Genomic DNA, 24,066 nt, shown 5'->3' on the forward strand with positions numbered 1-24,066 from the left:
AAGCGTTCCGACATGTCGAACGGGGGCCCGATGCACCACCCACCCACCACCAAGGCCGGCCAGGTCACCCCTGACCCCGACAGGCTCCCGATGCGACATCTCGGCATCCTCGCGCACAGCACCGAAGGCGCGGCCCTCAGCTTCCTGTCCTTCTGCCAGGAGGGCTTCCAGCGCCGGGGCGAGCACGACCACCCCGACGTGACCCTCGACTACATCCCCTTCGGCCGCAGCATGCCCGCCTGGGACGCGGGCGACCACGACGCCGTACGCGCGACCCTCGCCACCAGCGTGACCCGGCTGGCCCGAGCGGGCGCCGACTTCTTCATCTGCCCGGACAACACCGCCCACCTGGCCCTCGAACGCCCTGGCCCGCCCCTGGCCCTCCCCGGCCTGCACATCGCCGAGGTGGTCGCCGAGCAGGCCGCCCGCGACGGCCGCACCCGCGTGGGCGTGCTGGGCACCTCCTACACGATGGAGGGCACGGTATACCCGCGCGCACTCGGCTCCCGCGCCATCACCGCCGAAGTCCCGGCCGCCGAGGACCGTGAGGTGATCAACGAGATCATCTTCACCGAGCTGGTCAACGGCGTGTTCACCGACGCCTCACGCGCCGCCTACGTCAAGGTCATCGAGAAGCTGGCGGCCCGGGGGTGCGACGCGGTGGCCTTGGTCTGCACCGAGATCCCCCTCCTGATCAAGCCCGAGCACTCCCCTCTCCCCACCCTCGACTCGACCCGCCTGCTGTCCACCGCCGCCTACGACGCGGCCACCGGCCTGCGACCGTTCCCGTCCTGGCGCGGCGGCCCCGAGGGACTCACGTGACGAGCGGGGCCTCGGACGTCCCGGCCTCCGACGTCACCGGCCGCTCGCGCAGGCGGGTGGCGCCACACCAGCCGATGGCATGGGCGACTGGCGCCTCACCAGCCGATGGCGCGGGCGAGCGGAGTGCCGTCTCCCGGGGCCAGCGGCTTGGTCAGCACGACCGGCATCTGCGCCATGAAGCGCGGCTCGGTCCCGCAGTGCTCCTGAGCGGCGTGCACGGCGAACGGGTGCACCAGGTAGGCGTCCCCCGGGCTGCCCGTGGCCAGCGCCACCGGCCGGTCACGGCCCGCGTCGTCGAAGACGGGGCCCATGCGCATGGGGTCGCGCACCTCCTCGTCCAGCACCTGCGCCATGTCCCGGTGGGAGCCCACCCGGATGCGGGTCGGTGCGTCGTCCTGGCCGACCTCCGAGAACAGCACGAGGAGCAGGAGGGTGACGGGTCGCGAGCTCACTCCCCAGGTGCCGTCGGCACGCATGGTGTTGGAGTCCACGTGCCACCCCCGGTCGTCGGCCGGAGGCACCCGGGGGAAGCGGACCGGGATGTTGCCGACGGCGGCGCGCGGATGCCACCCGCCCTGGCCGGCGACGGCGTCGAGCGCAGCGTGCAGCTTGGGGCTGGCCATGAACTGCCCGAACGGGCCCTCACCGGTCAGGTCGGCCGTCCACACCACCGGCTGCGTCCATCCCGAGGGGTCGTCCGGCGACAGACCGATCCGCTGCCACAGCAGCGCCCTGGCCGCGTCGCCGACTTCGCGCGGCACGAGGCCTTCGAGCTTGGCGAACCCGTCGCCAGCGAACTGTTCGACGTCGATGTTCTCCATGTCAAGCACGCTATCGAGGCTGTCCATCGCTTTTCCGGGGCACGACTCTGCCCCGGAATGGGCGTGTTCTTGGAATGGGATGTCTTTCGGCGTGCGGCGTCTTTCCCCGAGTGCGGCGTCGTGGACCTGCGCCTCGTCAGGCCGTTGTGGGGCCGGCCCCACCCGGACGGGCGCGACCCCACAGGCGCCTACGGAGCCGGATAGTCCGTGATGTACACGGGCGCCCCCACCTTGGTGGTGTCAGCCGCATCACCGACACCGTTCACAACATGATCGATGACCCCGGCACTGAGGTTGACGGTCATGATGTGATGCAGCCGCACCCCAGGAGCCGCCGGCACCTCGAAGCCGTTCTCCGTATGGATCTCCGGATTGTTCTGGTTGAAGACGTACACCCCACCCCCATAAAGGCGATGCCTCCGGACCCGATCGCCCACCTTGTACCCGGCCCACCCCTCCACGGCCCCGTTCATCCAGTCGGCCTGCGTCGGCGGATCGTACGGCAGTTCGTTCTGGTAAAGGATCGTGGTCCCGTCGTCCCCGTTCCAGATCGTGTTGTACTGCTGGAAGTGCTCGACGAACAGCCCCGTCGCGGTCACGTGGTCGCCGTTGATGACGGCGCCGTTGCGGCCCAGGTTGGTGTTCCAGCGTTGGGTGTCGTTGAGGCCCTCGATGCCGTGGTCGGCCCGCCACACCCACGTGTGGTCGATGAGCACGTGATCGCTGTTGACCTCCAGCGCGACGTCGGTCTTGCCGATGTGCGGCCCGCCGACCCGGAAGTACACGTCGGACAGGGTCGTCGGGTTGTCCGGGCGGCTCGGGCGGGCGCCGTGCCGCTTGCCCACGCGCAGCAGCACCGGCGACTGCTCCGTGCCGGCGTCGATGGTGACGCCCGCGACGACCACGCCAGAAACGTCGGCCACGTCGAGCGGGGTCGAGCCGTGGGTGGCGGTGAGCGTGGCGTGCCCGAGGCCGAGGACGACCGTGTCGGGCCGCTTGACCTCGATGCTGCGCGCGATGTCGTACACGCCGGGGGTGAGCAGCAGGTGCTTGCCGCGGGCGAGGTGGCGGTTGATGTCCTGCACGGAGTCCGACGGCTTGGCGACGTAGAAGTCGGTGAGCGGCAGCGTGCGGCCGGGCGTCAGGCCGGCGCCCCACGAGACGCCGCTGGTGTTCCGCCTGGCGGCGGGCACGCGGACGTTGTACCTGCCCCTGGCGTCGGTGTACAGGTAGGGCTTCTCGCGGCTGACGGGGGTGGTGTCGAGCGTGGTGTACGGCGGGTTCGGGAAGCCGGTCTCGGCCGGGGCGCCGACGACGCCCGAGAAGACCTGGTTCCACACGCCGTTCGACCAGCCGGCGACCTCGCTGTTGCGGGTCAGCCACTGCTGCTGGGAGCCGTTCGTGACGGACGGCAGTCTGGAGTCGGCGATGAAGCCGCCGCTGGCGTACTGGGGGCCGGCGGTGCAGTAGTCCATCAGCGAGAAGGTGCCGCCGGTGACGTTGAGCCGGCGCAGGGAGACCGCCTGGGAGACGGCCCAGAAGTTCGCCGAGGACCTGCAGCCGTCCTGGCCGGCGGCGTTGATGTTGATCGACAGGTTGGACAGCGTGCGCCAGAAGTTGACGAGCGCGAGGCAGTTGCTGGTGCCGCCGTCCGCCAGGCAGCGGTTGTAGACCTCGACCTTGCCGTTGATGACGACGTCGGTGGGGGAGGCGCCCAGGCCGGCGATCTCCGTGTAGTAGCCGACCTTGATCTGCAGCGGCTGCTCGGCGGTGCCGTACGTGCCGGGCTTGAAGAGATAGGCGTGGCGGTTGGTACCCATCTCGTCGTTCACCTGGGCGGCGTGGGCGGCGTCGAGGGTGGCCTGGATGTCGCCGACCGGCATGCTCGGGTCGAAGACGGTGACGTTCGGCCCCAGGCTGGGGGTGGCGGTGGCCGGTGTGGACAAGACGGTGGTCGTGGCGGCGGCGGTCAACAGGGCGGTCGTGAGCACGAGGCCGAATCGCGGCGCCCGGCCGCGGGGAGGCTGGGTCGTCGTCATGCGGTCCGTCCCTTCCACTGCGCGGGTACGCAGTGCTCTGGACATCGCCATGGCCCACCGAGAGAGCGCTCTCTCGGTTGGGCCAGGCTTATATCAGGTCCTGAAGAATGGGTTCGGACGTTTCTACCGCGTGACCCGGCCTGTCCACAAGACGGTCATCGCGCCGCGGCCCTGCCGGCGGCGCGGAACTGGGCCGTTCGGGCTGGGCGAAGGGCCCGCCTTCGCCCAGCCCGGCACAACCGGTCTGTCCGAAGGAGATGTTAGGGCCAGGTCCACAGCCTGTGCACAAATTCAGCGAAGCGCGGAGCGCTTTGCGCTGATCAAGAGCGTTGTCCCATGTGGTGGATAGGGCGCGGGAAGGAGAAGGTGCGAGTGAATCGTCCCCGGACGGGTCCTGGGAGATGGCCCGCCTCGTCGTCGCCGCCGGCGGGGGTGCGTCCGCGGGGCGGCGGCACACAGAACACGCCTGATGAAGCGGTCGCTTTCTGATCTGGTCGCGGGCCGGCGTGTGGGCCACAAGGGGGTGATGTCTCATCTGGCGACACCCACGAGGGCGCGCAAGGGAGTCGAGTCCGGCCGGCGGCTGGGAACGCCATCGCTGGGGTGGTGGAGCGCACCGTTCTCCTGGCTGACCGGCTGCCGCCGCTTACCTCGGCGTTACGAACGCCGGGCGGACCACTTCGCATCCTTCGTCGCCATCGGCGCCGCGCTCATCTGCTTCCGCCGACTCACCGAATGAGTCACTGTCTAGATCTCGGGTGGTCGCCAGCTTTCCCAGTGGGGAGGCGGAGGGCTCAGCGCTTCGCTGTATTTCGCCGCCTTCTCCTCGCAGTCCGGGCACACCGGCTGGTCCGTGGATCGGGCCACTGCTTCCGGCGTGGCCGGGCGCAGGGTGCCCAGCACGGTGAATCCCGGCGGGATACCGGTTTCCGGATCGATGAGAATGGTCGTGACCTCTCCCGGATCAAAGGTGAATTCCCGCTTGCAGACGAGACAACGGCCTGCCGCCGTTTCGCGCTTCTCCGACATGAATTCTCCCTGTGACCGCCGCTGCGGACGCGCCCGTCGCTGAGCGTCTCTGTACCATCCTGGACGACGAGGGCCGTCCATCGGTCAGGAATCGAGAAGCGGGGCCCCGAGAACCTCTTTAGCGTGACGGCCATGGACATCTCCATCTCTTCGAGTTTCCTGCCGCACGACGACCCTGACGCCTCCCTTGCCTTCTACCGTGACGTGCTCGGTTTCGAGGTGCGCGACGACGTCGGGTACGACGGGATGCGCTGGATCACGGTCGGCCCCGCCGGGCAGCCCGGCACGTCCATCGTCCTGCAGCCGCCGGCGGTGGATCCCGGCGTCACGGAGGACGAGCGGCGCGTCATCGCCGAAATGATGGCCAAGGGCACGTATGCCGGCATCCTGCTGTCCACTCCCGACGTCGACAGCGTCTTCGACCGGTTGCAGGCCGGCGATGCCGAGATCGTGCAGGAGCCCATCGACCAGCCGTTCGGGGTCAGGGACTGCGCTGTGCGGGATCCCGCCGGGAACCTGATCCGCATTCAGCAAGCCCGCTGAGCCTGCTTTCCACGCAAACACCCGAAATACGGCGACCGCGCCGCCTGTGCGGCGCGGAGCCCGGTCGTCGCCTCGTCCCCGCCCGGCAGTTGCCGGGCTTTGGAGGCGGCCCGTCTTCGAAGGAGGTCCCATGAACTGGAGCAAGTGGATGCGGCAGGGCCACCGCTGGCTGTCCGTCGTCTTCACGGTGACCGTGCTCGGGTGCGTCGTCGCCGTGTCGCAGGAGGAGCCGCCCCTGTGGGTGTTCTACCTGCCGCTGGCCCCGCTCGTGCTGCAGCTGGTCACGGGCCTGTTCCTGTTCGTGCTGCCGTACGTCGTCAAGCGGCGCGCGCGAGAGAGGTGAGGGCCGCGGCCGTTCCCGGGACGCCGGGATGCGGGCCTGTTAGCTTGGGCGAGCGCCGGTGACCAGGTACACCACGTCCTGCGCCACCCGTACCGCATGGTCCGCATACCGCTCGTAGTAACGCCCCACCAACGTGATGTCGATCGCCGGTTCCACCCCGTGCGGCCAGTCCTTGGCCAGGATCTTCCTGAACAGCCTGCGATGCAGGCGGTCCATGGCGTCGTCATCCTGCTCCAGCTCCATCGCCGACTCCACGTCACGCGACGCCACGCAGCTCCCGGCCTTGGTGACCAGGTTCTCGGCGATCTGGCCCATCTCCAGGATGGTGGAGCGCAGCTCCGGCGGGATGGCGGAGTCGGGGTGGCGCAGGCGGGCCACCTTGGCGACGTGCACCGCGAGGTCGCCCATGCGCTCCAGGTCGGTGCCCATGCGCAGCGCGGTGATGACCATCCTCAGGTCCACCGCGACCGGCTGCTGGCGGGCCATCAGCTCGAAGATCGACCCCTCGATGTCGGCGAACACCGCGTTCACCTCCTCGTCGCGGGAGATGACGCTCTCGGCGAGCTGCAGGTCCGCGTCGAGGAGAGAGGTGGTGGCACGGGAGATGGCTGAGCGGACAAGGCGGGTCATCTCGACCAGCTTGTCAGTCAGTGCGTCAAGTTCTTCATGGTACGCGTCGCGCATGTCGTCACCGTACGACCCGGTCGATGAACGAACCCCTACAGCAAGATGAACTTTCCAGGAAAGGGTCGTTCATCCCCTGATGAGGGGGTCTGTCCCTGGGAAAACGCCACCTACCATCGGAGGCATGAGTGAGATGGCCATGAGCTTCGCGGCCCTGGCCGGGTTCGTGGTGGGCGCGCTGGCAGTCCTGTTCTACCGGAATCAGATCGAGGCCCCGAGCCGTGCCGCCGCGGCGGACGGCGTGGAGACAGGCGCCGCCCTGCCCCAGGGGGTCGCGTCGGTGCTGGCCGTGCTGCCGTCGTCCGCCGTGGTCCTCGACGCCCACGACCGCGTCCTGCGCGCCAGCTCGGCCGCACGCGCGTTCGGGCTGGTCAAGGGCGACCGCCTGATGGCCGCGGAGCTGCTCGCCCTGGCGAGGCAGGTACGCCGCGACGGCGAGATCCGCGAGAGCGAGATCGACGTCGCCGGGCACAAGTTCGGCCAGGAGACCACCAACTTCGCCGTCCGCGTGGCACCTCTCGGCTCCTACGGCCAGGTGCTGGTGCTGGCGGAGGATCAGACCGAGCGGCGCCGCGTCGAGGCCGTGCGCCGCGACTTCGTCGCCAACGTCAGCCACGAGCTGAAGACTCCGGTGGGCGCGATGAGCCTGCTGGCCGAGACCATCCAGGACGCCGCCGACGACCCCGAGGCGGTCAGCCGCTTCGCCGGGCGCATGCAGCACGAGGCCGCCCGGCTCAACTACCTCATCCAGGACCTGATCACGCTCAGCCGGATCCAGGGCGCCGAGCCCATTCCGACGCCGGGTCAGGTCTCGATCGACGAGGCCATCCACGACGCCATCGAGTACTGCAACACCAGGGCCTCGGCCAAGGACATCGCACTCGTCACCGGCGGCACCGAGGGCCTGCGCATCTGGGGCGACGACGAGCTGCTCGTCACCGCCCTGCGCAACCTGATCGACAACGCCGTCGCGTACAGTCCCGACCACACGAGGGTGGTCGTCAGCGTGCGGCCCGCGGGCGACTCCGTCGAGATCAGCGTCAGCGACCAGGGCATCGGCATCCCCGAGGAGGCGCTGGAGCGCATCTTCGAACGGTTCTTCCGCGTGGACGCGGCCCGCTCGCGCGCCACCGGCGGCACGGGCCTCGGCCTGGCCATCGTCAAGCACGTCGCCGCCGCGCACGCCGGCGAGGTGTCCGTCTGGAGCAAGGAAGGGTCCGGCTCCACCTTCACCCTCCGCCTGCCCGCCTTCGGCGGCACGGCGGTGGCAGTACCACCCTCGATTCCCCTGGAGGCAGCCAAATGACCCGTGTACTCGTCGTGGAGGACGAGGAGTCCTTCTCGGACGCCCTGTCCTACATGCTGCGCAAGGAGGGCTTCGAGGTGTCCGTCGCGGCGACCGGGCCCGAGGCGCTGGAGACGTTCGACCGCAACGGCGCCGACCTGGTGTTGCTGGACCTGATGCTGCCCGGCCTGCCCGGCACGGAGGTGTGCCGCTCGCTGCGGCAGCGCTCCAAGGTGCCGGTCATCATGCTGACGGCCAAGGACAGCGAGATCGACAAGGTCGTGGGCCTGGAGCTGGGCGCCGACGACTACGTCACCAAGCCGTTCTCCTCGCGCGAGCTGGTCGCCCGCATCCGCGCGGTGCTGCGCCGCCAGGGCGACGTGGTGGAGGAGCTGGATACGGCCGTGCTGGCCGTCGGCCCGGTCCGCATGGACGTGGACCGGCACGTCGTGGCCGTGCGGGGCGAGCAGGTGCAGCTGCCGCTGAAGGAGTTCGAGCTGCTGGAGGTGCTGCTGCGCAACGCGGGGCGGGTGCTGACCAGGGGCCAGCTCATCGACCGGGTCTGGGGCGCCGACTACGTGGGCGACACCAAGACGCTGGACGTGCATGTCAAGCGCCTGCGCGCGAAGATCGAGTCCGACCCGTCGAACCCGCGGTGCATCCTGACCGTGCGCGGCCTGGGCTACAAGTTCGACGCCATCGAGGAGTGAGCCGCAGACGACGAAACCCCGGTACCGATCAGGTGCCGGGGTTTCGCCGTGCTGTCAGTGGCCCTCTTCCTCCGCGGTGGCGGACGGGGTCGGGGTGGGCGTGGGAGCCGCGGTGGCGCCCGGGGCCGGCGGGTACTCCTTGAACTCGCGGCTGCGCGTGACCACAGGCACGTTCATGGACACGACCCCGGCGTTGGCGAACTGGAGGTCCAGCTTGATGCTCTCGCCGCCCCTGAGGCTCTTGGGGATCGCCTCGAGCATGATCTGCGGGGTGGGCTTGCCGGTGTTGACGAGCGTGTTGCTCGGCAGCTGGATCGGCGCCGTGACCTTCACCGTGCCCATGCTGCCGGCCGAGACCGCCTGGAGGGTGTCGGGGGCGCCCGCGGTGTTGAGGATGTTGAGGTAGATCGGGGCGGAGCCGCGCCAGGGAAGCTGGGCTCCGGAGTCGGGCCCGAGGATGAAAGCCTGCGGGATGTGAATGCCGCTCTTGCCGTACGCGCCCTTGTCGATCAGCACTTGTGCTTCGTTGGGGGCGTAGGCCTGGTTGGTGGTGGCGTCGAAACCGGCCGCGCAGCCCGCGAGCGCGGGGGCTGCCAAGAACGCGGCGGCTACGGCAATCCAGCGACGGCTGGTCACGGGCGGGTACTCCTTGGTCTTGCGCAGGTGTCGCGCGTGCGTGATGTGCAGCGCCCACCATATCCACCCCAATGCAAGGTCATATCCACACCCCCGCAGGTCATTCGCTATGTCCGCAAATGCGATTCATAGAGTTGAGCGCTTGTCAAGCCCCAATATGCGGCCTTGACCTGCAGTTATGAGGATTTCACTGTTCCGGGAGGCTGTGGATGCGTGGTACCCTGGAGTACAGCGGAAGGGGTACTTGTCACATGACTTTCCAGGTCGGCGACACTGTCGTCTACCCCCACCATGGGGCTGCTCGGATCGAAGCAATCACGAAGCGATCCATCAAGGGTGAGGAAAAGACCTACCTGGTGCTCAAGGTCGACAAGGGCGACCTTACCGTCCAGGTGCCAGCTGAAAACGCAGAACTCGTCGGCGTGCGCGATGTTGTCGGTCAGGAAGGCCTTGAGCGGGTTTTCGATGTCCTTCGGATGCCGCACACCGAGGAGCCGACCAACTGGTCTCGTCGCTACAAGGCCAATCTGGAGAAGCTCGCCTCCGGCGATGTGAACAAGGTCGCCGAGGTGGTTCGGGACCTGTGGCGGAGGGACCGCGAGCGCGGCCTGTCCGCGGGGGAGAAGCGGATGCTCGCCAAGGCTCGCCAGATTCTGGTCAGCGAGTTGGCTTTGGCCGAGAAGACGAATGAGGACAAGGCTGAGGCCCTGCTCGACGAGGTTCTCAACTCCTGAACACGAATCTTCCACGGGTGGGCGTCGGAGTCGACGTCCACCCGTTCTCGTCGAGCGACTCAGGCCGCGAGCTCAACCTCGCGGGCCTGCACTGGCCGGGTGAGCCCGGCCTAGAAGGCCACTCCGACGGCGACGCCGCGGCGCACGCCGCCTGCGACGCGCTGCTCACGGCGGCCGGGCTGGGCGATCTGGGCCGGCTGTTCGGCACCGCGGACCCACGCTGGGCGGGCGCCTCGGGTGCCGCCCTGCTGGAGGAGACCGCCCGCCAGGTACGCGCGGCGGGCTTCGAGATCGGCAACGTGGCCGTCCAGGTGGTCGGAAACCGGCCGAAGCTGGCCCCGCGCCGGGAAGAGGCCGAGAAGGCGCTCAGCGCCGCTGTGGGGGCTCCTGTGAGCCTGTCCGCCACCACCACCGACGGGCTGGGCCTGACCGGGCGGGGCGAGGGCATCGCGGCCATCGCGACGGCGCTGGTCGTCAACCTTTCCTGAGTTCCCTGCGTCATACGTTGGGACGCGTGAGGGTGTCCTGGCGGGTCGTCGCCTAGCCCGCCCTGTTCGAAGGCGGCGGTTCGTCACTGGCGCGGTACGGGCCGCCGCCTTCCCATGGGTAGTTTGCCTGCTCAGGGGGTATGTGTCCCCAAGACATGTGAACGTCTCGGGGGGAGCTACACATGATCGGCGCGATTGTTTCCGCAGTAGTCATCGGCGCCATCGTCGGTGCGCTGGCCAGACTGCTGGTGCCCGGCAGGCAGAACATGTCCATCGGCCTGACCCTCATCGTCGGCATCGTGGCCGCCCTGGTGGGAACGCTGATCGCCCATGCGCTCGGCTGGGCCGACACCAGAGGCATCGACTGGATCGAGCACATACTGCAGCTCGCTCTGGCCGTCATCGGTGTGCTGCTCGTGACCCGGATGGGCATGGGGCGCGGCGGTGGCCGTACAGGTCGAACCACCACCTGACCTGGGCCTTCGTAACAGCAATGCATAAACCCGGTAGATCGGGTAGCCACCTCCCCGTGAGGATGAACCGCTCACCCTCATGGGGAGGTTTCACATCATGACCATCGAATCCATCCTTGGCGCCATCGTGATCGGCGCCGTGATCGGCGCAATCGGTCGCCTGCTGCTTCCCGGCCGGCAGGCCATCGGGTGGATCCTCACCATCGTCGTCGGCATCGTCGCAGCCCTCGTGGGCACGCTGCTCGCGCAGGTCCTGGGCGTGGAGACGACCCCCGGTATCGACTGGATCGAACTGGTGATGCAGGTGGTGCTCGCCATCGTCGGCGTCGGCCTGGTCGCCGGACTCAAGCGCGGATCCCGCGTCTGACAGCCGGCTGAAGGCGGGATACATCGGCCCGCCCGGGGAGTCACTCCCGGGCGGGCCCGCCCATGCCCGCGGTCAGTCGTCAGGCGGGCGCGGGGTGCTGCGCAGGCGCCCCGACGGGGCCGGGGTGTCGTCGTGGATCACCGGGTGCGGGGCGGTGTCCTCCATGGACTCGTCCCGCCGCTCGCCGTCGTCGGCGGTCTCAGGGCCGTGCACGGGGTCGGGGACGGGCTCGTCCTCGAAGACGGGGTGCGGCTGGGTGTCGGCGTCCTTCTCGTCCGGCTCGTCCTGCTCGTCGCCCGGGCGGGGGTGGACCAGGACGTCGGCGGGCTTGACGCGGTCGCCCCAGCGGACGGGGCGTTCCACCGGCTCAGGCTCGGGCTCCGGCTCGGGTCGGGGCTCGGGTTGAGGCTCCGGCTCGGGGTCCGGCTCCCGTACGGGCTCAGGTTCCCGTACGGGCTCAGGTTCCCGTACGGGCTCAGGCGCTCGTACGGGCTCAGGCCTTTGTACGGGCTCAGAGGCGAGCTCCTCCTCCTGCATTGGCCACTCCGACACCCGGGCTGAGACCGGCGGGGTCTCGGGGGCGGCGGTGGGGCCGACCACCGGCGTGGGCTCCAGGACGGGCGCGGGCGTCTCCGCGGCCAGCGGGGGAGCCGCCTGGGGGCGGTGGAAGGGGACGATGTCCTGCTCGGCCGTACGCTCGTCGGGCTCGGCGCGCTGCGGGCCGCGTACGTGCTTGATCAGCAGCAACCACAGCCACAGCGCCAGGGCGAGCATGACCCACGGCGCCAGCGCCACGCCGATGGCCGTCTCACGCACGCCGAACGGGAAGCGCACCGCCGTGGCGACGTTTACCGCCGCGGCCGCCACGATCAGCAGCACCAGCACCAGCGCTGCCTGCACGCGCACCAGCATCCTGGCGGGGCGCAGCAGCAGCACGCCGATCAGCGCGATCAGCAGGAGCGCGTCGAAGGCGGCGGGATAGAGGAAGGCTAGGTCGGGCCTGGCCTCGCCGGTGAGGGCCAGCGCGCGCAGGTCGTCGAAGGAGAGCGCGCAGGCGGCCCCGGTGAGGGCGGCCACCGCGAGCCCGGCCAGGGCGATGCCCAGGCGGCGGAGCGTAGAGGGGGGAGTCACGTCCATGGCGCTTTCGAGCCTACAGAACAATGATGGTGCAGACCGATCAAGGGAGACGCGCACATGGCAGTACTGACGGAAGATGTCCGCAAACTCCTGGACGCTCCCAATCACGCCACGGTGACAAGCCTGAACCCCGACGGGGGGCCGCAGTCGTCGGTCGTGTGGGTGCGCACGGACGGTGACGACATCCTGTTCTCCACCGTGAAGGGGCGCAGGAAGCCGCGCAACTTCGAGCGGGACCCGCGGGTCAGCCTGCTGGTCATCGACCCGGCCGATCCGTACCGCTACGTGGAGGTCCGCGGGCGGGTGACGATGACGCCCGACCCCGAGGGGGCGCTCATCGAGGAGCTGTCGCAGAAGTACCAAGGCACGTCCTGGGAGGACAAACCGGGCGTCGAGCGACTAATCATCCGGATCACTCCGGAGAAGGTCTACTTGCGGGGCTGATTTATCGGCGTGATAACCGCGCCGAGGCGTTAGCCTTGCCTTCGTGAGCCTGCACATCTACGACACCAGCACGCGCGCCATCCGTGAATTCGTTCCGGTCGAAGCCGGCCGGGCGTCGATTTATCTGTGTGGGGCCACCGTGCAGGCTCCGCCCCACATCGGGCACATCCGCTCAGGTGTGAACTTCGACGTGCTCAGGCGCTGGATGACGCGTTCCGGGTACGACGTGACGTTCTGCCGCAACGTCACCGACATCGACGACAAGATCATCAGGGTGTCGGCCGAGGAGGGCGTGCCCTGGTTCGTCGTGGCCGAGCGCAACCAGCGGGCCTTCACCTGGGCCTACGACACGCTGGGCTGCCTGCCGCCGACCGTCGAGCCGCGCGCCACCGGGCACGTGCCCGAGATGATCACGTTGATGGAGCGGCTGATCGAGCGCGGCCACGCGTACGCGTCGGGCGGTGACGTCTACTTCGACGTGCAGTCGTACGCCGACCGCTACGGCTCGCTGTCCAACCAGAAGCTGGAGAACATGCGGGCGGCGGCCGACACCGATGACGAGTCGTGCAAGCGCGACCCGCGCGACTTCGCGCTGTGGAAGGGCGAGAAGCCCGGCGAGCCGACCTGGCCGACGCCGTGGGGCCCCGGGCGGCCCGGCTGGCACCTGGAGTGCTCGGCGATGGCCACCAAGTACCTGGGGCCGACGTTCGACATTCACGGCGGCGGCATCGACCTGATCTTCCCGCATCACGAGAACGAGATCGCCCAGTCGCAGGCGGCCGGTGACGGGTTCGCCCGCAACTGGATGCACAACGGCATGCTCAAGATCGGCGCCGAGAAGATGAGCAAGTCGCTCGGCAACTCGCTGCTGATCCCCGAGATGGTGCAGAAGGTCCGGCCCGTGGAGCTGCGCTACTACCTGGCGGGCCCGCACTATCGCTCCTCGATCGAGTACTCGGAGGAGGCGCTGCTGGAGGCCGCCGCCGCGTACCAGCGGATCGAGGGCTTCGTGACGCGCGCCGCCGAGGTCATCCACGACGTCGACGCCGACGCGCCGCTGCCGCAGGCGTTCGCCGACGCGCTCGACGACGACCTGGGCACCCCGCAGGCGCTGGCCGTGGTGCACGAGGTGGTGCGCGAGGGCAACGTGGCGCTGTCGCGCGGCGACAAGGAGGCCGTGGCGCGGCTGCTGGCCGAGACCCAGAACATGCTCGACGTGCTGGGCCTCGACCCGCGCTCGCCGCAGTGGCGCGGCGCCGGCTCCGACCTGACGCCCGTCGTCGACGCGCTCGTGGCGGTGGCCCTGGAGCAGCGCAAGGCCGCCAGGGAGCGCAAGGACTACGCGGCGGCCGACGCCATCAGGAACCAGCTCGCCGCCGCCGGCATCACCGTGGAGGACACGCCGCACGGGGCGCGCTGGGAGCTGAGCCGCTAGGACGCGATCCGTACGAGGTCGATGATCGCGGGTTGGCCGGCTCGTAGCCTGGTCAGGCCGAGCGAGGCGTGACTGCGTACCGTCCTCTGGGAGATGCCGAGGACGGCGGTGATCTCCGCGTCGCGTCGGGGAGCCGCTCGTGGAAGCGGAGGACGAGAACGGCGCGAGGCTTGTGCGGCAGCCCCGCGAGGCTTGCCGCAGCTCTGGAGTCGTCATCCACTCGTCGTCGCCTTTCCGCCGTTCGTCACCACAGAGACGGGCTTGTGCTGAATCGTGGGTGGCTCGGGCTCACCGCTGCCCCGAGTACCCTTGGTCACATGGCAGCAGGCGGTAGGGCATCGGGCAGGCCCGCGAAGAAAAAGGGCCCGTCCAAAGGCACCGGAGGTCAGAAGCGCCGGTCGCTCGAGGGCCGGGGCGCGACCCCGCCCGCCGAGATGCGCCACTGGTACAAGGACAAGGCACGCGCCGAGCGCATCGCCCGCGAGGAGCAGGGCGGCACCCGCCGCGCCGCCCCCACCAGGCAGCGCCGCTCCGAAGACGCCCCCGAGCACATCGGCGGCCGCAACCCGGTGCTGGAGGCCCTGCAGGCCGGCGTGCCCGCCGGCGCCCTCTACGTCGCCCAGCGCATCGACAACGACGATCGCGTACGCGACGCCATCAAGATCGCAGCCGAGCGCGGCATCGCCCTCCTGGAGGTCAGCCGCGACAAGCTCGACCGCTTGACCGAGGGCGCCGTCCACCAGGGCATCGCACTCCAGATCCCGCCGTACGACTACGCGCACCCGTCGGAGCTGGTGGAGCTCGCCCAGGACGCCGCCGAGGTGCCCCTCATCGTCGCCCTCGACTCCGTCACCGACCCGCGCAACCTCGGCGCCATCGCCCGCTCCGCCACCGCCTTCGGCGCCCACGGCCTGCTCGTCCCGTCCCGCCGCTCGGCCGGCGTCACGGGCGGCGCCTGGAAGACCTCGGCGGGCACCCTGGCCACCCTCCGCGTCGCCCGCGCCGCCAACCTGACGGCGGCCCTGCGCGAATACCGCGACGCCGGCCTCTTCGTCCTCGGCCTCGACGGCGCCGGCCAGACCGACCTCGGCGACGTCGAGCTGCTCACCGAGCCGCTCGTGGTCGTCATCGGCTCGGAGGGCAAGGGGCTCTCGCGGCTGGTTCGGGAGCAGTGTGACGTGGTGGCGCGGATCCCGATGCAGGCGGCGGCCGAGTCGCTGAACGCGGGGGTGGCGGCTGGGGTGGCGCTGTATGAAGTCGCTCGTCACAGGCGTCTCTAGCGTCTACACTGGTAGGCCGTGCCGACGTAGCTCAATCGGCAGAGCATCTGTCTTGTAAACAGAAGGTCAGGGGTTCGATTCCCCTCGTCGGCTCTGCAGCAGGAAGCCCCTGAACAGGCGGTATGCCGTCAGGGGCTTCGGCGTTCACCCGCATGGTCTTCGCAAGGGAAGCGCTTCGCGCGAGGAAGCTCAGGCTGTGACTTTGGGGGGCGCGGCCCCCCAAACCCCCAGCTCAACCCCGCTTGCGCCGTTTCGTCGGCCGAAGAGGGGTCCGCTCAACAGCCCACTCGATCGGCCAGCCCCCGCAGCTCAGCCGAGGCAGGATCCTGCATCGAGAGCAGGTCGGACATGACTTGCCGCACAACCGGGTGGTCACGGATCAGCTCCGGAGTGATGCTCTCGGCCTCCAGCAGCCGGGCTCTCCAGCAGCCGGGCACCGCCTCGGCCACTTGACGACGTTGTGCATGCGCCCACGCGAGATCCACCGCCGGGTCGTGAATGACGGCCGGACATGCCGTCATGAGCCTTGGCTGAGTGAGGGTCCACGGGGCGTTCGGGGCACTCCAGACTGATGAACAGGTAGAGCGAGCCGGCGTCCTGGATCAGGAGATCGGTGGGGTTCTGCACTTCCGCAGGGGCGTGCGGGGTGAGCAGTGAACGCTCTTCGACGGGCGCCCAGCGGAGCCCGGCTCCGAGGGTGGTGGTGAGAGCCACTCCGATCACCGGAACTCGGAGTCGCGTGAGGGGCCGTCCAGACTCCATGTGGCCCTGGTGAACCGGGGAACATGGTGGGAATGGCGGTGCGCGATCTCGTCGGGTCCTGCGGTGGCGGGTGATGGCGGCGCGGGCACGTACGGTTCCTGGCTCACCCTTTCGGCTGGGCGGAGTTATGTCACGGAATGTGGTGGCCTGTGAGGGGTTGATCGGTCATATGACTACTCCATGGGCGATATGGGAGCATCTACCTTACGGAAAGTAGTTAAGTGTAGGGAAACGGAAATAAAAGGGGTGACCATATCGGCCGACCGAGGAGATGCCTTCCATGGCTCCGCCCAACCCCGTCCACGGCTCCCCGCCCACCGATCAGGAGATCCTGCTCGTCCACCAGGTCACCGGCACGTTCCTGCAGTCGGAGAACCAGACCGACGACACCCTCAACGACGAGGTACAGAACGAGAACCACTGGCCGCTGCCCACCAACAAGTCCCTGGTGTGGCAGCTGCACAAGGTCGACCTGGGCGAGGGGCGTACGACGTACCTGATCGAGAACCGCGCGAAGGGGCACTACTTGACCTTCCGGCCCGGTAACACGCCCGCCGAGATTCCCACGCTCTCGCCCGTTCTGCGGCAGCGCGGTGGCGACACGGGCGGAGCCGACCAGCGGTGGGACTTCCATCCGATCCCCGGCACCGATGCCGCCTACTGGGCGATCATGCCGCACGACTACGACACCTACGCCCTGAGCGTCTACAACAACCACCTGGCCGACGACCAGTGGATCGTCCCCACCCCGACGTGGAACGGGCCGCCGGCGCTGGCGCATGCCTGGGGGGTCGTCCTGCGTTACCGCTCCGGCTCCTAGGCGCGGGCGGCGAGATGATCTGATCAGGTCTTGCTGCAGGATGAGGGCCTGTTGTCCGGTGTGCGCAGGGGTCGAGTCTGCCATGCCGGGGTGGGTGAGGGGCGGGCCTGCCGCGGTGTCCGGGGCGAGCTCGCCGCGGTGTTCGGTGTCCGGTGTCCGGCGGGCGCGAGGGGCGAGGGCGGGCGCGAGGGGCGAGGCTGCCGCGTCCGTCCTCGGCGCCGGTCCTGCTCGCGCTGATCGCGTGGAGAAGATCGGCGAAGCCGCAAGGGGCAGTGTCACCGGTTCGCGCTAGGGTGACGCCGTGATCGATGAGCCGCCTGGGTTACGGTTCCTGGTCGTCTTCTCGGCCGCGGCGGGTGTGCTGCTGATCTGGGCGTACTCGATCGCTCGCTCCTGCCCTGGTACGTCGCCGGTGTCGTCTCGCTGGCGCTCATCACCGAGGCCCCGTCCTGGGTACGCTTCACGATCTCCGAGCCGAGCATGGCGGCCTACGTCGAAGCCGTGGACGAGAACCCCGGCCGCGAAGAACCGTGCCAGTGGGTCGGGCTGTACTACGTGTGCGACGGACAGCGGCACCAGGACGCCGACACGGGAGCAGACCTCCCCGGCAGTGTGGAGTTCGCCGTTCGGGACCTGTTCATGCGGGACGACAAGGGCTTCCTCTGGCTGGCCTCCGGCGAGCCCAGCGAGAGCATCGACGGCGGCAACCGTTACAGCCATCTGAAGGGCCACTGGTACGGCTACCGCTGGGAGCCGGACTGGTAGGCGGCGGCCGTCACCCGGGGAACCGCTCCGGGCGGAAGTCCGCGAGCAGCTCGTCCCTCTTCCCGCTGAGGATCTCCGCGGCGAGCAGCCGGCCGATCACCGGCCCGAGCGTGATGCCGCTGTGGGTGACGGCCTCGTAGTAGCCCGGCACGGACGGCACCGCGCCCACCGAGGGGAACCCGTCGGCCGGGATGGGCCGCTCGGCCACCCGGGTCTCGACGATGCGGGAGTCGGCGAGTTCGGGGATGACGTGGCTCGCCGATGAGTGCAGCAGCCGCCCGAGCTCGGCCGGGTCCGCGCCGGTGTCGATGAGTGCGTCGATCTCGCGGCTGTGGAGGACCATCGAGGCGTCTCCGTCCGGACGGATCTCGATGTGCGGCGCGTGCATGAGGCGGTGGACCGGGACCTGAGCACAGCTGATGCGGGCGACGACGCCGGGCTCGCGGCGCATCGGCAGGTGGCGGGCGACGAGCTGGGCGAGGTGGGCGGCGCTGGGGCCTGCGGCGTTCACGACGACGTCGGCGTCGAGGCGGCTGCCATCGGACAGGGTGACCGACCGGACGTGTCCGTCGGAGTCGGTGGCGATGGCGTGGACGGCGGTGCCGAAGCGGTGCTCGGCGCCGGCTGCGACGGCCTGGTCGACGAGTCGGCCGACGAGGTGGCGTCCGTGCACCCAGGCTTCGTCGGGGTAGAGCACGACCGCGGCCTCGTCCGGGATCGTGAGAGCAGGCTCGAGGTGGCGGGCCTCCGCTCCCGTGCGGACCTCGACCCGGTAGCCCCAGTCGGCCAGCAGTCCGGCTCTTTCCAGGAGCTGCTCCTCCGCTGCGGGGTCGTCCGTCCAGCGCAGGTGGCCGGTGGGGTGCCACCACAGGTCCGGGCCGATGGTTTTGGCCAGTTCGCAGTGCTCCGCCAGGCCTGCGACGTTCAGGTTGAAATAGGACCTGCGTACGGTCTTGTTGCTGGCGTTGACCCAGGAGAAGGACCAGTCGGTGACGCCTTCGCCCGGACGGGCCGCGTCGATGAGGATGACGTGGGCGCCGTGCCGGGACAGGCTCCAGCCCACGGCGGCGCCGACGATGCCCACTCCGATGACGGCGACACGCGTCACGAGCGCCCCTTCCCGGCTCACGGGCTAACTCCTGTCTTCAGTATGGTGTCAGGCGGCTGGAAGCGTGGCGAGGGCCGATGCGATGGCGGGAGCAGGATTCCGGCGTCTGCGCCGAAGATGAGCCGCTCCGCGCACGTCTCGACCTCTTCGGTCCAGGTTGTGCCGTGGGGGATCGGCGAAATCTGCACCGTTCCCGCACGCCGGCTCGGCGGAATCAGCACCGGAGAAAGTTAGGGTCGCGCAGTGGATCCAGCGAATGGCGCTTCCGGGCGCGGTGCTGTGGTGAGCGTCGGTGGCGGGGCGTGGGTGACGGTCGCCGCTCTGTTCGCGGTCGGGACGTTGTACGCGGCGAGTGTGCCGGGGTGGCATTTCACCTGGCTGGTGGCCATCTTCATCGGCTGGTCGTTGTACGGGCTCGGCTGGCTGGTCGAGCTCGGGGCCGGTCTGGTCCGGCGCGAGAGGCGGGATGCGTTACGGCGCGAATGGTCGTTCTGGGCTGTGCCGCCGCTGGTGGTGGTGCTGGTCGGTGCGTTGGTTCATGTGGGTGCGCCGGTCAGGACGCGGTTCGAGCTGTCGCGCGGCAGCCTCGATCACTTCGCGCGGGCCGTGTCGGAGGGGAGGGCGTCCGGCGAGCGGCAGTGGATCGGACATTATCCCGTCGAATATTGGGAGGTCAGCGACTGGTGAACGAATGTCCGCGGGTGTGAGCACGGTGTGGAGGTATCGGGCGGGTACCGTGCAAACGCTCGTACCGGAGGCAATCGGTCTCTACCGTCGCACGGTATGCAGACAGTGGATGTGCTGGTCGTAGGGGCGGGCCTGGCGGGGCTGTGCACCGCCCGCCTGCTCGCCGGGCGGGACCTGAACGTGCTGGTGGTCGATCGCCGCAGGTCGTTGTCGGCGGGCATCCGTACGACGGGCATCTTCGTGCGCCGCACCCTCGACGACTTCGACCTGCCCGGTCACCTGCTCGGGCCCGGCATCCGGGACGTGCTGCTGTACCCGCCGTCGCGGCGATCGCCGGTCCGGCTCACCAGCGACCGGGACGAGTTCCGGGTGGCCGACATGGCCGCCGTGTACGAGCACGCGCGGCGTGCGGCGGAGGCGGCCGGGGCGCGGGTGCTGCTGGGGGCGCGGTACGCGGGGATGTCGAGGGGGACGGTACGGTTCGCGGACGCGGAGCCGGTGGCGGCCCGGTTCGTGGTGGGCGCGGACGGTGCCCGATCACGGGTGGCTCGCGATCTCGGGCTCGACGTCAACCGGCGGTTCCTGGTCGGTGCCGAGGTGGTGCATCCGATGGTGGCTGGCGGGACGGCTCCGGCGTTCCACTGTGTGCTGGATCCGCGGGTCGCGCCCGGGTATCTGGGGTGGGTGGTCGATGACGGCCGGCATGCGCACGTAGGGGTGGCGGGGTATCCGGATGCGATGCGCGGGGGTGTGCGGCGCTCGCTGGAGACGTTCGTGGCGGACGCGCCTGGATGTCCGGTGCCGGCTGGGCCGGTCGAGCGGCGGGGTGGGCCCATTCCGGTCGGTGGGGTGTTGCGGCGGCTGGCGTGTCCGGCCGGGCTGCTCGTGGGGGATGCGGCGGGGGCGGTGTCGCCGCTGACGGCCGGTGGGTTGGATCCGTGCCTGCGGATGGCTGAGCTGGCGGCGGAGGTGGCTGCCGCCTACTTGCGGACGGGGGATCAGGGGGTGCTGAGGCGGTACGACGGGGGTGCGCTGCGGAGCCGGTTCCGGGGGAGGTTGTTGTTGCGGCGTGGGTTCGCGGGGTTGCGGTCGCCGGCTGTGGTGGAGGCTGCGTTCGCCGGGTTGAGGAGCGGGGCAGGGAGGGCGGCGGCGGCGCGGATCCTGTTCGGCGACGGCTCGTTCCCCGACGTGCGGCCGCGGCCCGTGGGTCGGGCGGGGCTCATGCGGGGGTGAGAGTTGCTCATGCGGGGCTGATGGTGGCGGCGAGGGTGGCGCCCAGTTCCCAGCAGGCCGCGAGGTCCTCCTTGCCCGGCGCGCCCGTCACTGTCACCGGCCGGGTGACCCGCTCCCACCCGATCCCCGCGGCGATCGACTCCACCGCCCGGACGGCACCGGTCGTGTCGTTGTTGCCGTGCACGTACAGCCCGTACGGCAGCCGCTGCGTCTCCTCCAGGCACGGATAGTAGACGGTGTCGAAGAAGTGCTTGAGCGCACCGCTCATGTAGCCGATGTTCACCGGAGTGCCGAGGATGACGCCATCGGCCTCGAAGACGTCGGTCGCGGTGGCCCGCAGGGCCGCCCTGGTGACCACCTCCACCCCCTCGACCTCGTCGGTGGTGGCGCCCTGGCGTACCGCCTCGAAGAGCTCCCGCAGCGTCGGCGAGGTGGTCTGGTGCACGATCAGCAGGCGCGACACGATCCGATCCTCTCACGGGCGCGCGCCGGCGCCGGGCAGCGTGGTTGCGGGCAGCGTGCGTTGTCACGTCGGACGGTGACCGCCGTCGCGTCGGGCAGCGGGCGTGCCTGTCGTACGGCTCTGCGATGCCGGCTCGCCCGGACGATGCGCCCCCGCCGGGAACCGGAGCAAGGGCCACTAAGCCGCACCGGAGGCGCGTTTGCCCCAGAATCGACGAGGGGCCCCAACTCGCTCGGGAGAAAGGCCGCTCTCATCGTGATCACGATCGTCGAGTACGACCCCGCGTGGCCCGCCCGGTTCGAGGAGCTGCGCGCCGAGTACGCCGCGGCACTCGCGGAGGCCGGCGTGCCGGTGATCTCCATCGAGCACGTCGGCAGCACGTCGGTCCCCGGGCTGGCCGCCAAGCCGATCATCGACTGCGACATCGTGGTGGCCGGCCAGGAGGTGGAGGCCGCCACGAAGGTGCTGGTCGGTCTGGGGTTCGTGGCGCTGGGCGAGCTGGGGGTGCCGCAGCGGTGGGCGTTCGCGGAGCCGGAACGGCTGGCCGGGACCAACACGTACGTCGTGGTGGACGGCTCGTTGTCGCTGAAGAACCATCGCGCGGTCAGGGACACCCTGCGCGGCGACCCCGAGCTGCGCGACCGGTACGCCGCCGTGAAGCGGCGCGTCGCCGCGACGGCCGCCGACCGGGTCGCCTACGGGCGCGGGAAGAACGCGATCGTGCAGGCGATCCTGACGGCGGCCGGGCTGACGGAGGCCGAGCGGGCGTCGATCGGCGGCAACCCGGTGATGATCCGCCCCGCTTGACGCGATGGGGCCGGCCATGGTCCCGACCGCGCGAGAACGGCCAAAAGTACTGCCGCCGACCCTGCTTACGGCTCATCCCCGGCCACAGGGCCGCGCCCCAGGATGAAGTCCATGCAATCCCGCATCACCGCCCTGGACGCCCTGCGCGGCTTCGCGCTGTGCGGCATCCTCGTGGCCAACGTCAGGCCGATCGCCAACGTCGACGCCGAGCTGCTGAACACGGCGGTCGGCGAGGCCTGGCCGGGCTACCTCGTGGACCAGCGCTTCTTCCCGATCTTCTCCCTGCTCTTCGGCGTCGGCTTCTCCCTCATGCTCAAGACCGCCGCCGCCCGCACCGACCGCCCTCGCCTGGTGCTGCTGCGCCGGCTCCTGGTCCTGCTGGCCATCGGCCTGCTGCACATGATGCTCCTGTGGCGCGGCGACATCCTGACCATCTACGCCGTCGTCGGCCTGGTGGTGCTGCTCCCGTCCACGTGGCTGCCGCGCTGGGCGGTGGTGGTGCTGGCGGGCGTGCTGCTGGTGGCGCCGCTCGCGTTCGACATGAACGGCGTGGTGCTGGTGCCCGCCCTGTTCCTGCTGGGCTCCCTGCTGACCAGGTACGGGGTCACGGAGCGGCTGGACCGGATCACGTGGTGGCCGGCGACGCTGGTCTTCGCGGTCCTGGCGGTGCCGGCGGCGTGGGCGCAGAGCAACCAGGTGCCGGCCGCGTTCGCCGTCGCCGGGCTGCTGACCGCGGGCGCGTACGTGTGCGGGATGCTGGCCCTGCTCAGGACGCCGCTCGGCCGGGCGCTGCAGGCGGTCTTCGCGCCCCTGGGCAGGATGGCGCTGACCAACTACCTGAGCGCCACCGTCCTGGTCCTGCTGATCGGCTGGCTGCTCGGCGGAGCACCGGGGACGTGGTCGGAGACGACCGTGCTGCTGATCGCGGCGGGCATCCTCGTGGTGCAGCGCGGGTTCTCCGGCCTGTGGCTGCGGCACTTCAGGTACGGGCCGGTCGAGTGGCTCTGGCGCTGGGCCACCTGGCTGCGGCGCCCGTCGAACGCCTACAGCTCGCCCAGCTCGCCCAGGGGCTTGGTCCAGTAGTCGCGGTCGAAGGGCCTGCCCTCCGCGATGGCGTCGGTGTCGGAGATGGCGCGGCGGGGGTTGGCGGCGATGTGCACGATGTCGTTGAAGGTCTTGAACGCCTGCTCGTCGCCGGGTTTCATGGCACATGCGTGGATGCGGTCGTACCAGTACTTCTGCTCCGCCTCGATGCGGGGCAGCAGCTCGGCGCGGGTGAGGGTTCTGGCCTCCGCGATCGTCAGCCGCTCGAAGCTCGGCATGGGGCCATTGTCGCGCCCGACGCCGGTGGCGTGAAGAGCGGGGCCAGAACCCGCGCGGGGGCTCAGCCCCGTACGGCGCACAGCAGGCGGTTGTTGCCCCGCTGCCAGAGCGTGCCGATCTCGGTGAAGCCGGCCTCGCGCAGCGCCGTCACGTGGTGCGAGAGCAGGTGCGACTCCGAGCCGCGGTGGGCGGCGCCGGCCGTCGTGCGGGCCGCGTTCAGCTCGGCGAGGTCGGGGTCGGCCTCGACCGCGTCCCACCAGGCCCGCCAGTCCTCCGGCGGGTTCGCGCCGAACACCCGCTCGGTCTCCAGCCGGTGCACCTCGTGCTCCAGCCGCGACAGGGCGGGCGTGGTGTCCTCGGTGTCCATGTGGTCGCCGTTGAGCAGCAGCCCGCCCGGGCGCAGCACGGTGGCCAGCTCGGCGTACACGCCCTTCAGCTCGGGGCCCGAGATCCAGTGCAGCGCCGTGGTGCTGACCGCGGCGTCCACCTGCCTGCCGTCCAGGCCGAGCAGGCCGGTCCATCCGCTCGTACGCAGATCCGCCGAGACGAACGGCAGCTCCGGGTAGGCCGCCCGCCCCAGCCCGAGCAGCAGCGGGTCGGCGTCCACCGGGATCACCGTCGCTCCGGGCAGCCGCTCCAGCAGCCGGGCGGACAACGACCCGGGGCCGCTGCCGAGATCGACCACCACGGGGTCGGGCCGCCCCAGCGCCTGCACCGCGTCGATCAGCGCCGTGAATCTGGCCTCCCGATCGGGCAGGTAACCCTCCTGCTGGCGGTCCCAGCGCGCGATCCACGCCTGCGCGGCCTCGTGAGTGAGCATGAGCGCCC

At 70.0% G+C, this 24,066-nt stretch carries 29 protein-coding genes, 1 tRNA gene and 1 pseudogene; 20 read left to right on the forward strand and 11 right to left on the reverse strand.

Going from position 1 to position 24,066, the window contains the following annotated elements:
- The first annotated feature begins 12 nt into the window (after positions 1-12).
- On the forward strand, positions 13-822 hold the full coding sequence (locus LCN96_RS04045; RefSeq protein WP_225271240.1) for an aspartate/glutamate racemase family protein: 810 nt from the start codon (positions 13-15) through the stop codon (positions 820-822).
- A gap of 95 nt (positions 823-917) precedes the next feature.
- Here LCN96_RS04045 and LCN96_RS04050 read toward each other — a convergent pair whose 3' ends face one another.
- Both LCN96_RS04050 and LCN96_RS04055 read right to left on the reverse strand, forming a co-directional pair.
- Positions 918-1,643 carry a phytanoyl-CoA dioxygenase family protein gene (locus LCN96_RS04050; protein WP_225271241.1) on the reverse strand — a complete coding sequence of 242 codons (726 nt, stop codon included), beginning with the start codon at positions 1,641-1,643 and terminating at the stop codon, positions 918-920.
- 188 nt (positions 1,644-1,831) lie between these two features.
- Positions 1,832-3,682 (reverse strand): adenylyl cyclase, encoded by a 1,851-nt coding sequence (locus LCN96_RS04055; RefSeq protein WP_225271242.1) that lies wholly within the window; start codon positions 3,680-3,682, stop codon positions 1,832-1,834.
- Between the two features lie 550 nt (positions 3,683-4,232).
- On the opposite strand from LCN96_RS04055, the pseudogene LCN96_RS57320 reads away from it, so the two are divergent.
- Positions 4,233-4,421, forward strand: a pseudogene (locus LCN96_RS57320) (transposase); the annotation flags it as partial.
- Positions 4,422-4,429: 8 nt separating this feature from the next.
- Here LCN96_RS57320 and LCN96_RS04065 read toward each other — a convergent pair.
- Complete coding sequence (locus LCN96_RS04065) at positions 4,430-4,711, reverse strand: hypothetical protein (protein ID WP_225271243.1); 282 nt, start codon at positions 4,709-4,711, stop codon at positions 4,430-4,432.
- Positions 4,712-4,843: 132 nt separating this feature from the next.
- Between LCN96_RS04065 and LCN96_RS04070 the strand changes: the two genes are divergently transcribed.
- Both LCN96_RS04070 and LCN96_RS04075 read left to right on the forward strand, forming a co-directional pair.
- A complete protein-coding gene (locus LCN96_RS04070) occupies positions 4,844-5,254 on the forward strand; it encodes a VOC family protein (protein WP_225271244.1) in 411 nt (136 codons plus the stop codon).
- A 130-nt stretch (positions 5,255-5,384) separates the two neighbouring features.
- Entirely contained in the window at positions 5,385-5,597 is a 213-nt protein-coding gene (locus LCN96_RS04075) for a hypothetical protein (protein WP_225271245.1), read from the forward strand.
- A 39-nt stretch (positions 5,598-5,636) separates the two neighbouring features.
- Here the strand turns inward: LCN96_RS04075 and phoU are convergent, their stop codons facing one another.
- A complete protein-coding gene (gene phoU, locus LCN96_RS04080) occupies positions 5,637-6,281 on the reverse strand; it encodes a phosphate signaling complex protein PhoU (RefSeq protein WP_225271246.1) in 645 nt (214 codons plus the stop codon).
- 133 nt (positions 6,282-6,414) lie between these two features.
- On the opposite strand from phoU, the gene LCN96_RS04085 reads away from it, so the two are divergent.
- Positions 6,415-7,587 carry a sensor histidine kinase gene (locus LCN96_RS04085; protein WP_185112666.1) on the forward strand — a complete coding sequence of 391 codons (1,173 nt, stop codon included), beginning with the start codon at positions 6,415-6,417 and terminating at the stop codon, positions 7,585-7,587.
- Positions 7,584-8,276 (forward strand): response regulator transcription factor, encoded by a 693-nt coding sequence (locus LCN96_RS04090; protein ID WP_225271247.1) that lies wholly within the window; start codon positions 7,584-7,586, stop codon positions 8,274-8,276. The genes LCN96_RS04085 and LCN96_RS04090 overlap by 4 nt, the downstream gene beginning before the upstream one ends.
- Before the next feature lie 54 nt (positions 8,277-8,330).
- Here the strand turns inward: LCN96_RS04090 and LCN96_RS04095 are convergent, their stop codons facing one another.
- Positions 8,331-8,912 (reverse strand): copper chaperone PCu(A)C, encoded by a 582-nt coding sequence (locus LCN96_RS04095; protein ID WP_225271248.1) that lies wholly within the window; start codon positions 8,910-8,912, stop codon positions 8,331-8,333.
- A 251-nt stretch (positions 8,913-9,163) separates the two neighbouring features.
- On the opposite strand from LCN96_RS04095, the gene LCN96_RS04100 reads away from it, so the two are divergent.
- From LCN96_RS04100 to LCN96_RS04115, 4 genes are all read left to right on the forward strand, one after another.
- A complete protein-coding gene (locus LCN96_RS04100) occupies positions 9,164-9,646 on the forward strand; it encodes a CarD family transcriptional regulator (RefSeq protein ID WP_043624891.1) in 483 nt (160 codons plus the stop codon).
- A gap of 17 nt (positions 9,647-9,663) precedes the next feature.
- Positions 9,664-10,134 carry a 2-C-methyl-D-erythritol 2,4-cyclodiphosphate synthase gene (ispF, locus tag LCN96_RS04105; protein ID WP_225271249.1) on the forward strand — a complete coding sequence of 157 codons (471 nt, stop codon included), beginning with the start codon at positions 9,664-9,666 and terminating at the stop codon, positions 10,132-10,134.
- A 182-nt stretch (positions 10,135-10,316) separates the two neighbouring features.
- Positions 10,317-10,607, forward strand: coding sequence for a GlsB/YeaQ/YmgE family stress response membrane protein (locus tag LCN96_RS04110; RefSeq protein WP_225271250.1), 291 nt, complete (start codon positions 10,317-10,319; stop codon positions 10,605-10,607).
- A gap of 97 nt (positions 10,608-10,704) precedes the next feature.
- The gene (locus LCN96_RS04115; protein ID WP_148433499.1) at positions 10,705-10,974 is read left to right on the forward strand and encodes a GlsB/YeaQ/YmgE family stress response membrane protein; all 270 of its coding nucleotides are present in this window, start codon (positions 10,705-10,707) and stop codon (positions 10,972-10,974) included.
- Between the two features lie 72 nt (positions 10,975-11,046).
- Here the strand turns inward: LCN96_RS04115 and LCN96_RS04120 are convergent, their stop codons facing one another.
- Positions 11,047-12,111, reverse strand: a complete 1,065-nt coding sequence (locus tag LCN96_RS04120; RefSeq protein ID WP_225271251.1) for a DUF2637 domain-containing protein — start codon at positions 12,109-12,111, stop codon at positions 11,047-11,049.
- A 57-nt stretch (positions 12,112-12,168) separates the two neighbouring features.
- Between LCN96_RS04120 and LCN96_RS04125 the strand changes: the two genes are divergently transcribed.
- From LCN96_RS04125 to LCN96_RS04140, 4 genes are all read left to right on the forward strand, one after another.
- The gene (locus LCN96_RS04125) at positions 12,169-12,555 is read left to right on the forward strand and encodes a PPOX class F420-dependent oxidoreductase (protein ID WP_225271252.1); all 387 of its coding nucleotides are present in this window, start codon (positions 12,169-12,171) and stop codon (positions 12,553-12,555) included.
- A 43-nt stretch (positions 12,556-12,598) separates the two neighbouring features.
- Complete coding sequence (cysS, locus tag LCN96_RS04130; protein ID WP_225271253.1) at positions 12,599-13,990, forward strand: cysteine--tRNA ligase; 1,392 nt, start codon at positions 12,599-12,601, stop codon at positions 13,988-13,990.
- Between the two features lie 317 nt (positions 13,991-14,307).
- Positions 14,308-15,270, forward strand: coding sequence for a 23S rRNA (guanosine(2251)-2'-O)-methyltransferase RlmB (gene rlmB, locus LCN96_RS04135; RefSeq protein WP_225271254.1), 963 nt, complete (start codon positions 14,308-14,310; stop codon positions 15,268-15,270).
- Between the two features lie 20 nt (positions 15,271-15,290).
- A tRNA-Thr gene (locus LCN96_RS04140) sits at positions 15,291-15,363 on the forward strand.
- 182 nt (positions 15,364-15,545) lie between these two features.
- Here LCN96_RS04140 and LCN96_RS04145 read toward each other — a convergent pair.
- On the reverse strand, positions 15,546-15,719 hold the full coding sequence (locus LCN96_RS04145) for a hypothetical protein (RefSeq protein WP_225271255.1): 174 nt from the start codon (positions 15,717-15,719) through the stop codon (positions 15,546-15,548).
- A gap of 593 nt (positions 15,720-16,312) precedes the next feature.
- Here LCN96_RS04145 and LCN96_RS04150 point away from each other — a divergent pair.
- Positions 16,313-16,852, forward strand: a complete 540-nt coding sequence (locus LCN96_RS04150) for a hypothetical protein (RefSeq protein ID WP_225271256.1) — start codon at positions 16,313-16,315, stop codon at positions 16,850-16,852.
- Between the two features lie 480 nt (positions 16,853-17,332).
- Positions 17,333-17,617, forward strand: coding sequence for a hypothetical protein (locus tag LCN96_RS04155; protein ID WP_225271257.1), 285 nt, complete (start codon positions 17,333-17,335; stop codon positions 17,615-17,617).
- A 10-nt stretch (positions 17,618-17,627) separates the two neighbouring features.
- Here the strand turns inward: LCN96_RS04155 and LCN96_RS04160 are convergent, their stop codons facing one another.
- Complete coding sequence (locus tag LCN96_RS04160; protein ID WP_225271258.1) at positions 17,628-18,725, reverse strand: NAD(P)/FAD-dependent oxidoreductase; 1,098 nt, start codon at positions 18,723-18,725, stop codon at positions 17,628-17,630.
- A 282-nt stretch (positions 18,726-19,007) separates the two neighbouring features.
- Here LCN96_RS04160 and LCN96_RS04165 point away from each other — a divergent pair, with 282 nt between their 5' ends.
- Positions 19,008-19,412 carry a hypothetical protein gene (locus tag LCN96_RS04165; RefSeq protein ID WP_225271259.1) on the forward strand — a complete coding sequence of 135 codons (405 nt, stop codon included), beginning with the start codon at positions 19,008-19,010 and terminating at the stop codon, positions 19,410-19,412.
- Positions 19,413-19,508: 96 nt separating this feature from the next.
- Positions 19,509-20,645, forward strand: coding sequence for an FAD-dependent oxidoreductase (locus LCN96_RS04170; protein ID WP_225271260.1), 1,137 nt, complete (start codon positions 19,509-19,511; stop codon positions 20,643-20,645).
- Between the two features lie 7 nt (positions 20,646-20,652).
- Here LCN96_RS04170 and LCN96_RS04175 read toward each other — a convergent pair whose 3' ends face one another.
- On the reverse strand, positions 20,653-21,108 hold the full coding sequence (locus LCN96_RS04175; RefSeq protein WP_225271261.1) for a flavodoxin family protein: 456 nt from the start codon (positions 21,106-21,108) through the stop codon (positions 20,653-20,655).
- Between the two features lie 255 nt (positions 21,109-21,363).
- On the opposite strand from LCN96_RS04175, the gene LCN96_RS04180 reads away from it, so the two are divergent.
- Together LCN96_RS04180 and LCN96_RS04185 are read left to right on the forward strand one after the other, a co-directional pair.
- Entirely contained in the window at positions 21,364-21,915 is a 552-nt protein-coding gene (locus LCN96_RS04180) for a GrpB family protein (protein ID WP_225271262.1), read from the forward strand.
- 111 nt (positions 21,916-22,026) lie between these two features.
- Complete coding sequence (locus tag LCN96_RS04185) at positions 22,027-22,998, forward strand: DUF418 domain-containing protein (protein WP_225271263.1); 972 nt, start codon at positions 22,027-22,029, stop codon at positions 22,996-22,998.
- Here LCN96_RS04185 and LCN96_RS04190 read toward each other — a convergent pair.
- Together LCN96_RS04190 and LCN96_RS04195 are read right to left on the reverse strand one after the other, a co-directional pair.
- Positions 22,959-23,237 (reverse strand): hypothetical protein, encoded by a 279-nt coding sequence (locus LCN96_RS04190; protein WP_225271264.1) that lies wholly within the window; start codon positions 23,235-23,237, stop codon positions 22,959-22,961. The two genes, LCN96_RS04185 and LCN96_RS04190, sit on opposite strands and share 40 nt — an antisense overlap.
- 62 nt (positions 23,238-23,299) lie before the next feature.
- Complete coding sequence (locus LCN96_RS04195) at positions 23,300-24,058, reverse strand: class I SAM-dependent methyltransferase (RefSeq protein WP_225271265.1); 759 nt, start codon at positions 24,056-24,058, stop codon at positions 23,300-23,302.
- Positions 24,059-24,066 lie beyond the last annotated feature (8 nt).

It is taken from the genome of Nonomuraea gerenzanensis (assembly GCF_020215645.1).
Lineage (GTDB): Bacteria > Actinomycetota > Actinomycetes > Streptosporangiales > Streptosporangiaceae > Nonomuraea > Nonomuraea gerenzanensis.

What these genes read in the sequence shown, in the direction of transcription:
- LCN96_RS04045 (WP_225271240.1), top strand. Translation starts at nt 13, where the DNA reads ATGTCGAACGGGGGCCCGATGCACCACCCACCCACCACCAAGGCCGGC.
- LCN96_RS04050 (WP_225271241.1), bottom strand. Translation starts at nt 1,643, where the DNA reads ATGGAGAACATCGACGTCGAACAGTTCGCTGGCGACGGGTTCGCCAAG.
- LCN96_RS04055 (WP_225271242.1), bottom strand. Translation starts at nt 3,682, where the DNA reads ATGACGACGACCCAGCCTCCCCGCGGCCGGGCGCCGCGATTCGGCCTC.
- LCN96_RS04065 (WP_225271243.1), bottom strand. Translation starts at nt 4,711, where the DNA reads ATGTCGGAGAAGCGCGAAACGGCGGCAGGCCGTTGTCTCGTCTGCAAG.
- LCN96_RS04070 (WP_225271244.1), top strand. Translation starts at nt 4,844, where the DNA reads ATGGACATCTCCATCTCTTCGAGTTTCCTGCCGCACGACGACCCTGAC.
- LCN96_RS04075 (WP_225271245.1), top strand. Translation starts at nt 5,385, where the DNA reads ATGAACTGGAGCAAGTGGATGCGGCAGGGCCACCGCTGGCTGTCCGTC.
- phoU (WP_225271246.1), bottom strand. Translation starts at nt 6,281, where the DNA reads ATGCGCGACGCGTACCATGAAGAACTTGACGCACTGACTGACAAGCTG.
- LCN96_RS04085 (WP_185112666.1), top strand. Translation starts at nt 6,415, where the DNA reads ATGGCCATGAGCTTCGCGGCCCTGGCCGGGTTCGTGGTGGGCGCGCTG.
- LCN96_RS04090 (WP_225271247.1), top strand. Translation starts at nt 7,584, where the DNA reads ATGACCCGTGTACTCGTCGTGGAGGACGAGGAGTCCTTCTCGGACGCC.
- LCN96_RS04100 (WP_043624891.1), top strand. Translation starts at nt 9,164, where the DNA reads ATGACTTTCCAGGTCGGCGACACTGTCGTCTACCCCCACCATGGGGCT.
- LCN96_RS04110 (WP_225271250.1), top strand. Translation starts at nt 10,317, where the DNA reads ATGATCGGCGCGATTGTTTCCGCAGTAGTCATCGGCGCCATCGTCGGT.
- LCN96_RS04115 (WP_148433499.1), top strand. Translation starts at nt 10,705, where the DNA reads ATGACCATCGAATCCATCCTTGGCGCCATCGTGATCGGCGCCGTGATC.
- LCN96_RS04120 (WP_225271251.1), bottom strand. Translation starts at nt 12,111, where the DNA reads ATGGACGTGACTCCCCCCTCTACGCTCCGCCGCCTGGGCATCGCCCTG.
- LCN96_RS04125 (WP_225271252.1), top strand. Translation starts at nt 12,169, where the DNA reads ATGGCAGTACTGACGGAAGATGTCCGCAAACTCCTGGACGCTCCCAAT.
- rlmB (WP_225271254.1), top strand. Translation starts at nt 14,308, where the DNA reads ATGGCAGCAGGCGGTAGGGCATCGGGCAGGCCCGCGAAGAAAAAGGGC.
- LCN96_RS04150 (WP_225271256.1), top strand. Translation starts at nt 16,313, where the DNA reads ATGGCTCCGCCCAACCCCGTCCACGGCTCCCCGCCCACCGATCAGGAG.
- LCN96_RS04155 (WP_225271257.1), top strand. Translation starts at nt 17,333, where the DNA reads ATGGCGGCCTACGTCGAAGCCGTGGACGAGAACCCCGGCCGCGAAGAA.
- LCN96_RS04170 (WP_225271260.1), top strand. Translation starts at nt 19,509, where the DNA reads ATGCAGACAGTGGATGTGCTGGTCGTAGGGGCGGGCCTGGCGGGGCTG.
- LCN96_RS04185 (WP_225271263.1), top strand. Translation starts at nt 22,027, where the DNA reads ATGCAATCCCGCATCACCGCCCTGGACGCCCTGCGCGGCTTCGCGCTG.
- LCN96_RS04190 (WP_225271264.1), bottom strand. Translation starts at nt 23,237, where the DNA reads ATGCCGAGCTTCGAGCGGCTGACGATCGCGGAGGCCAGAACCCTCACC.
- LCN96_RS04195 (WP_225271265.1), bottom strand. Translation starts at nt 24,058, where the DNA reads ATGCTCACTCACGAGGCCGCGCAGGCGTGGATCGCGCGCTGGGACCGC.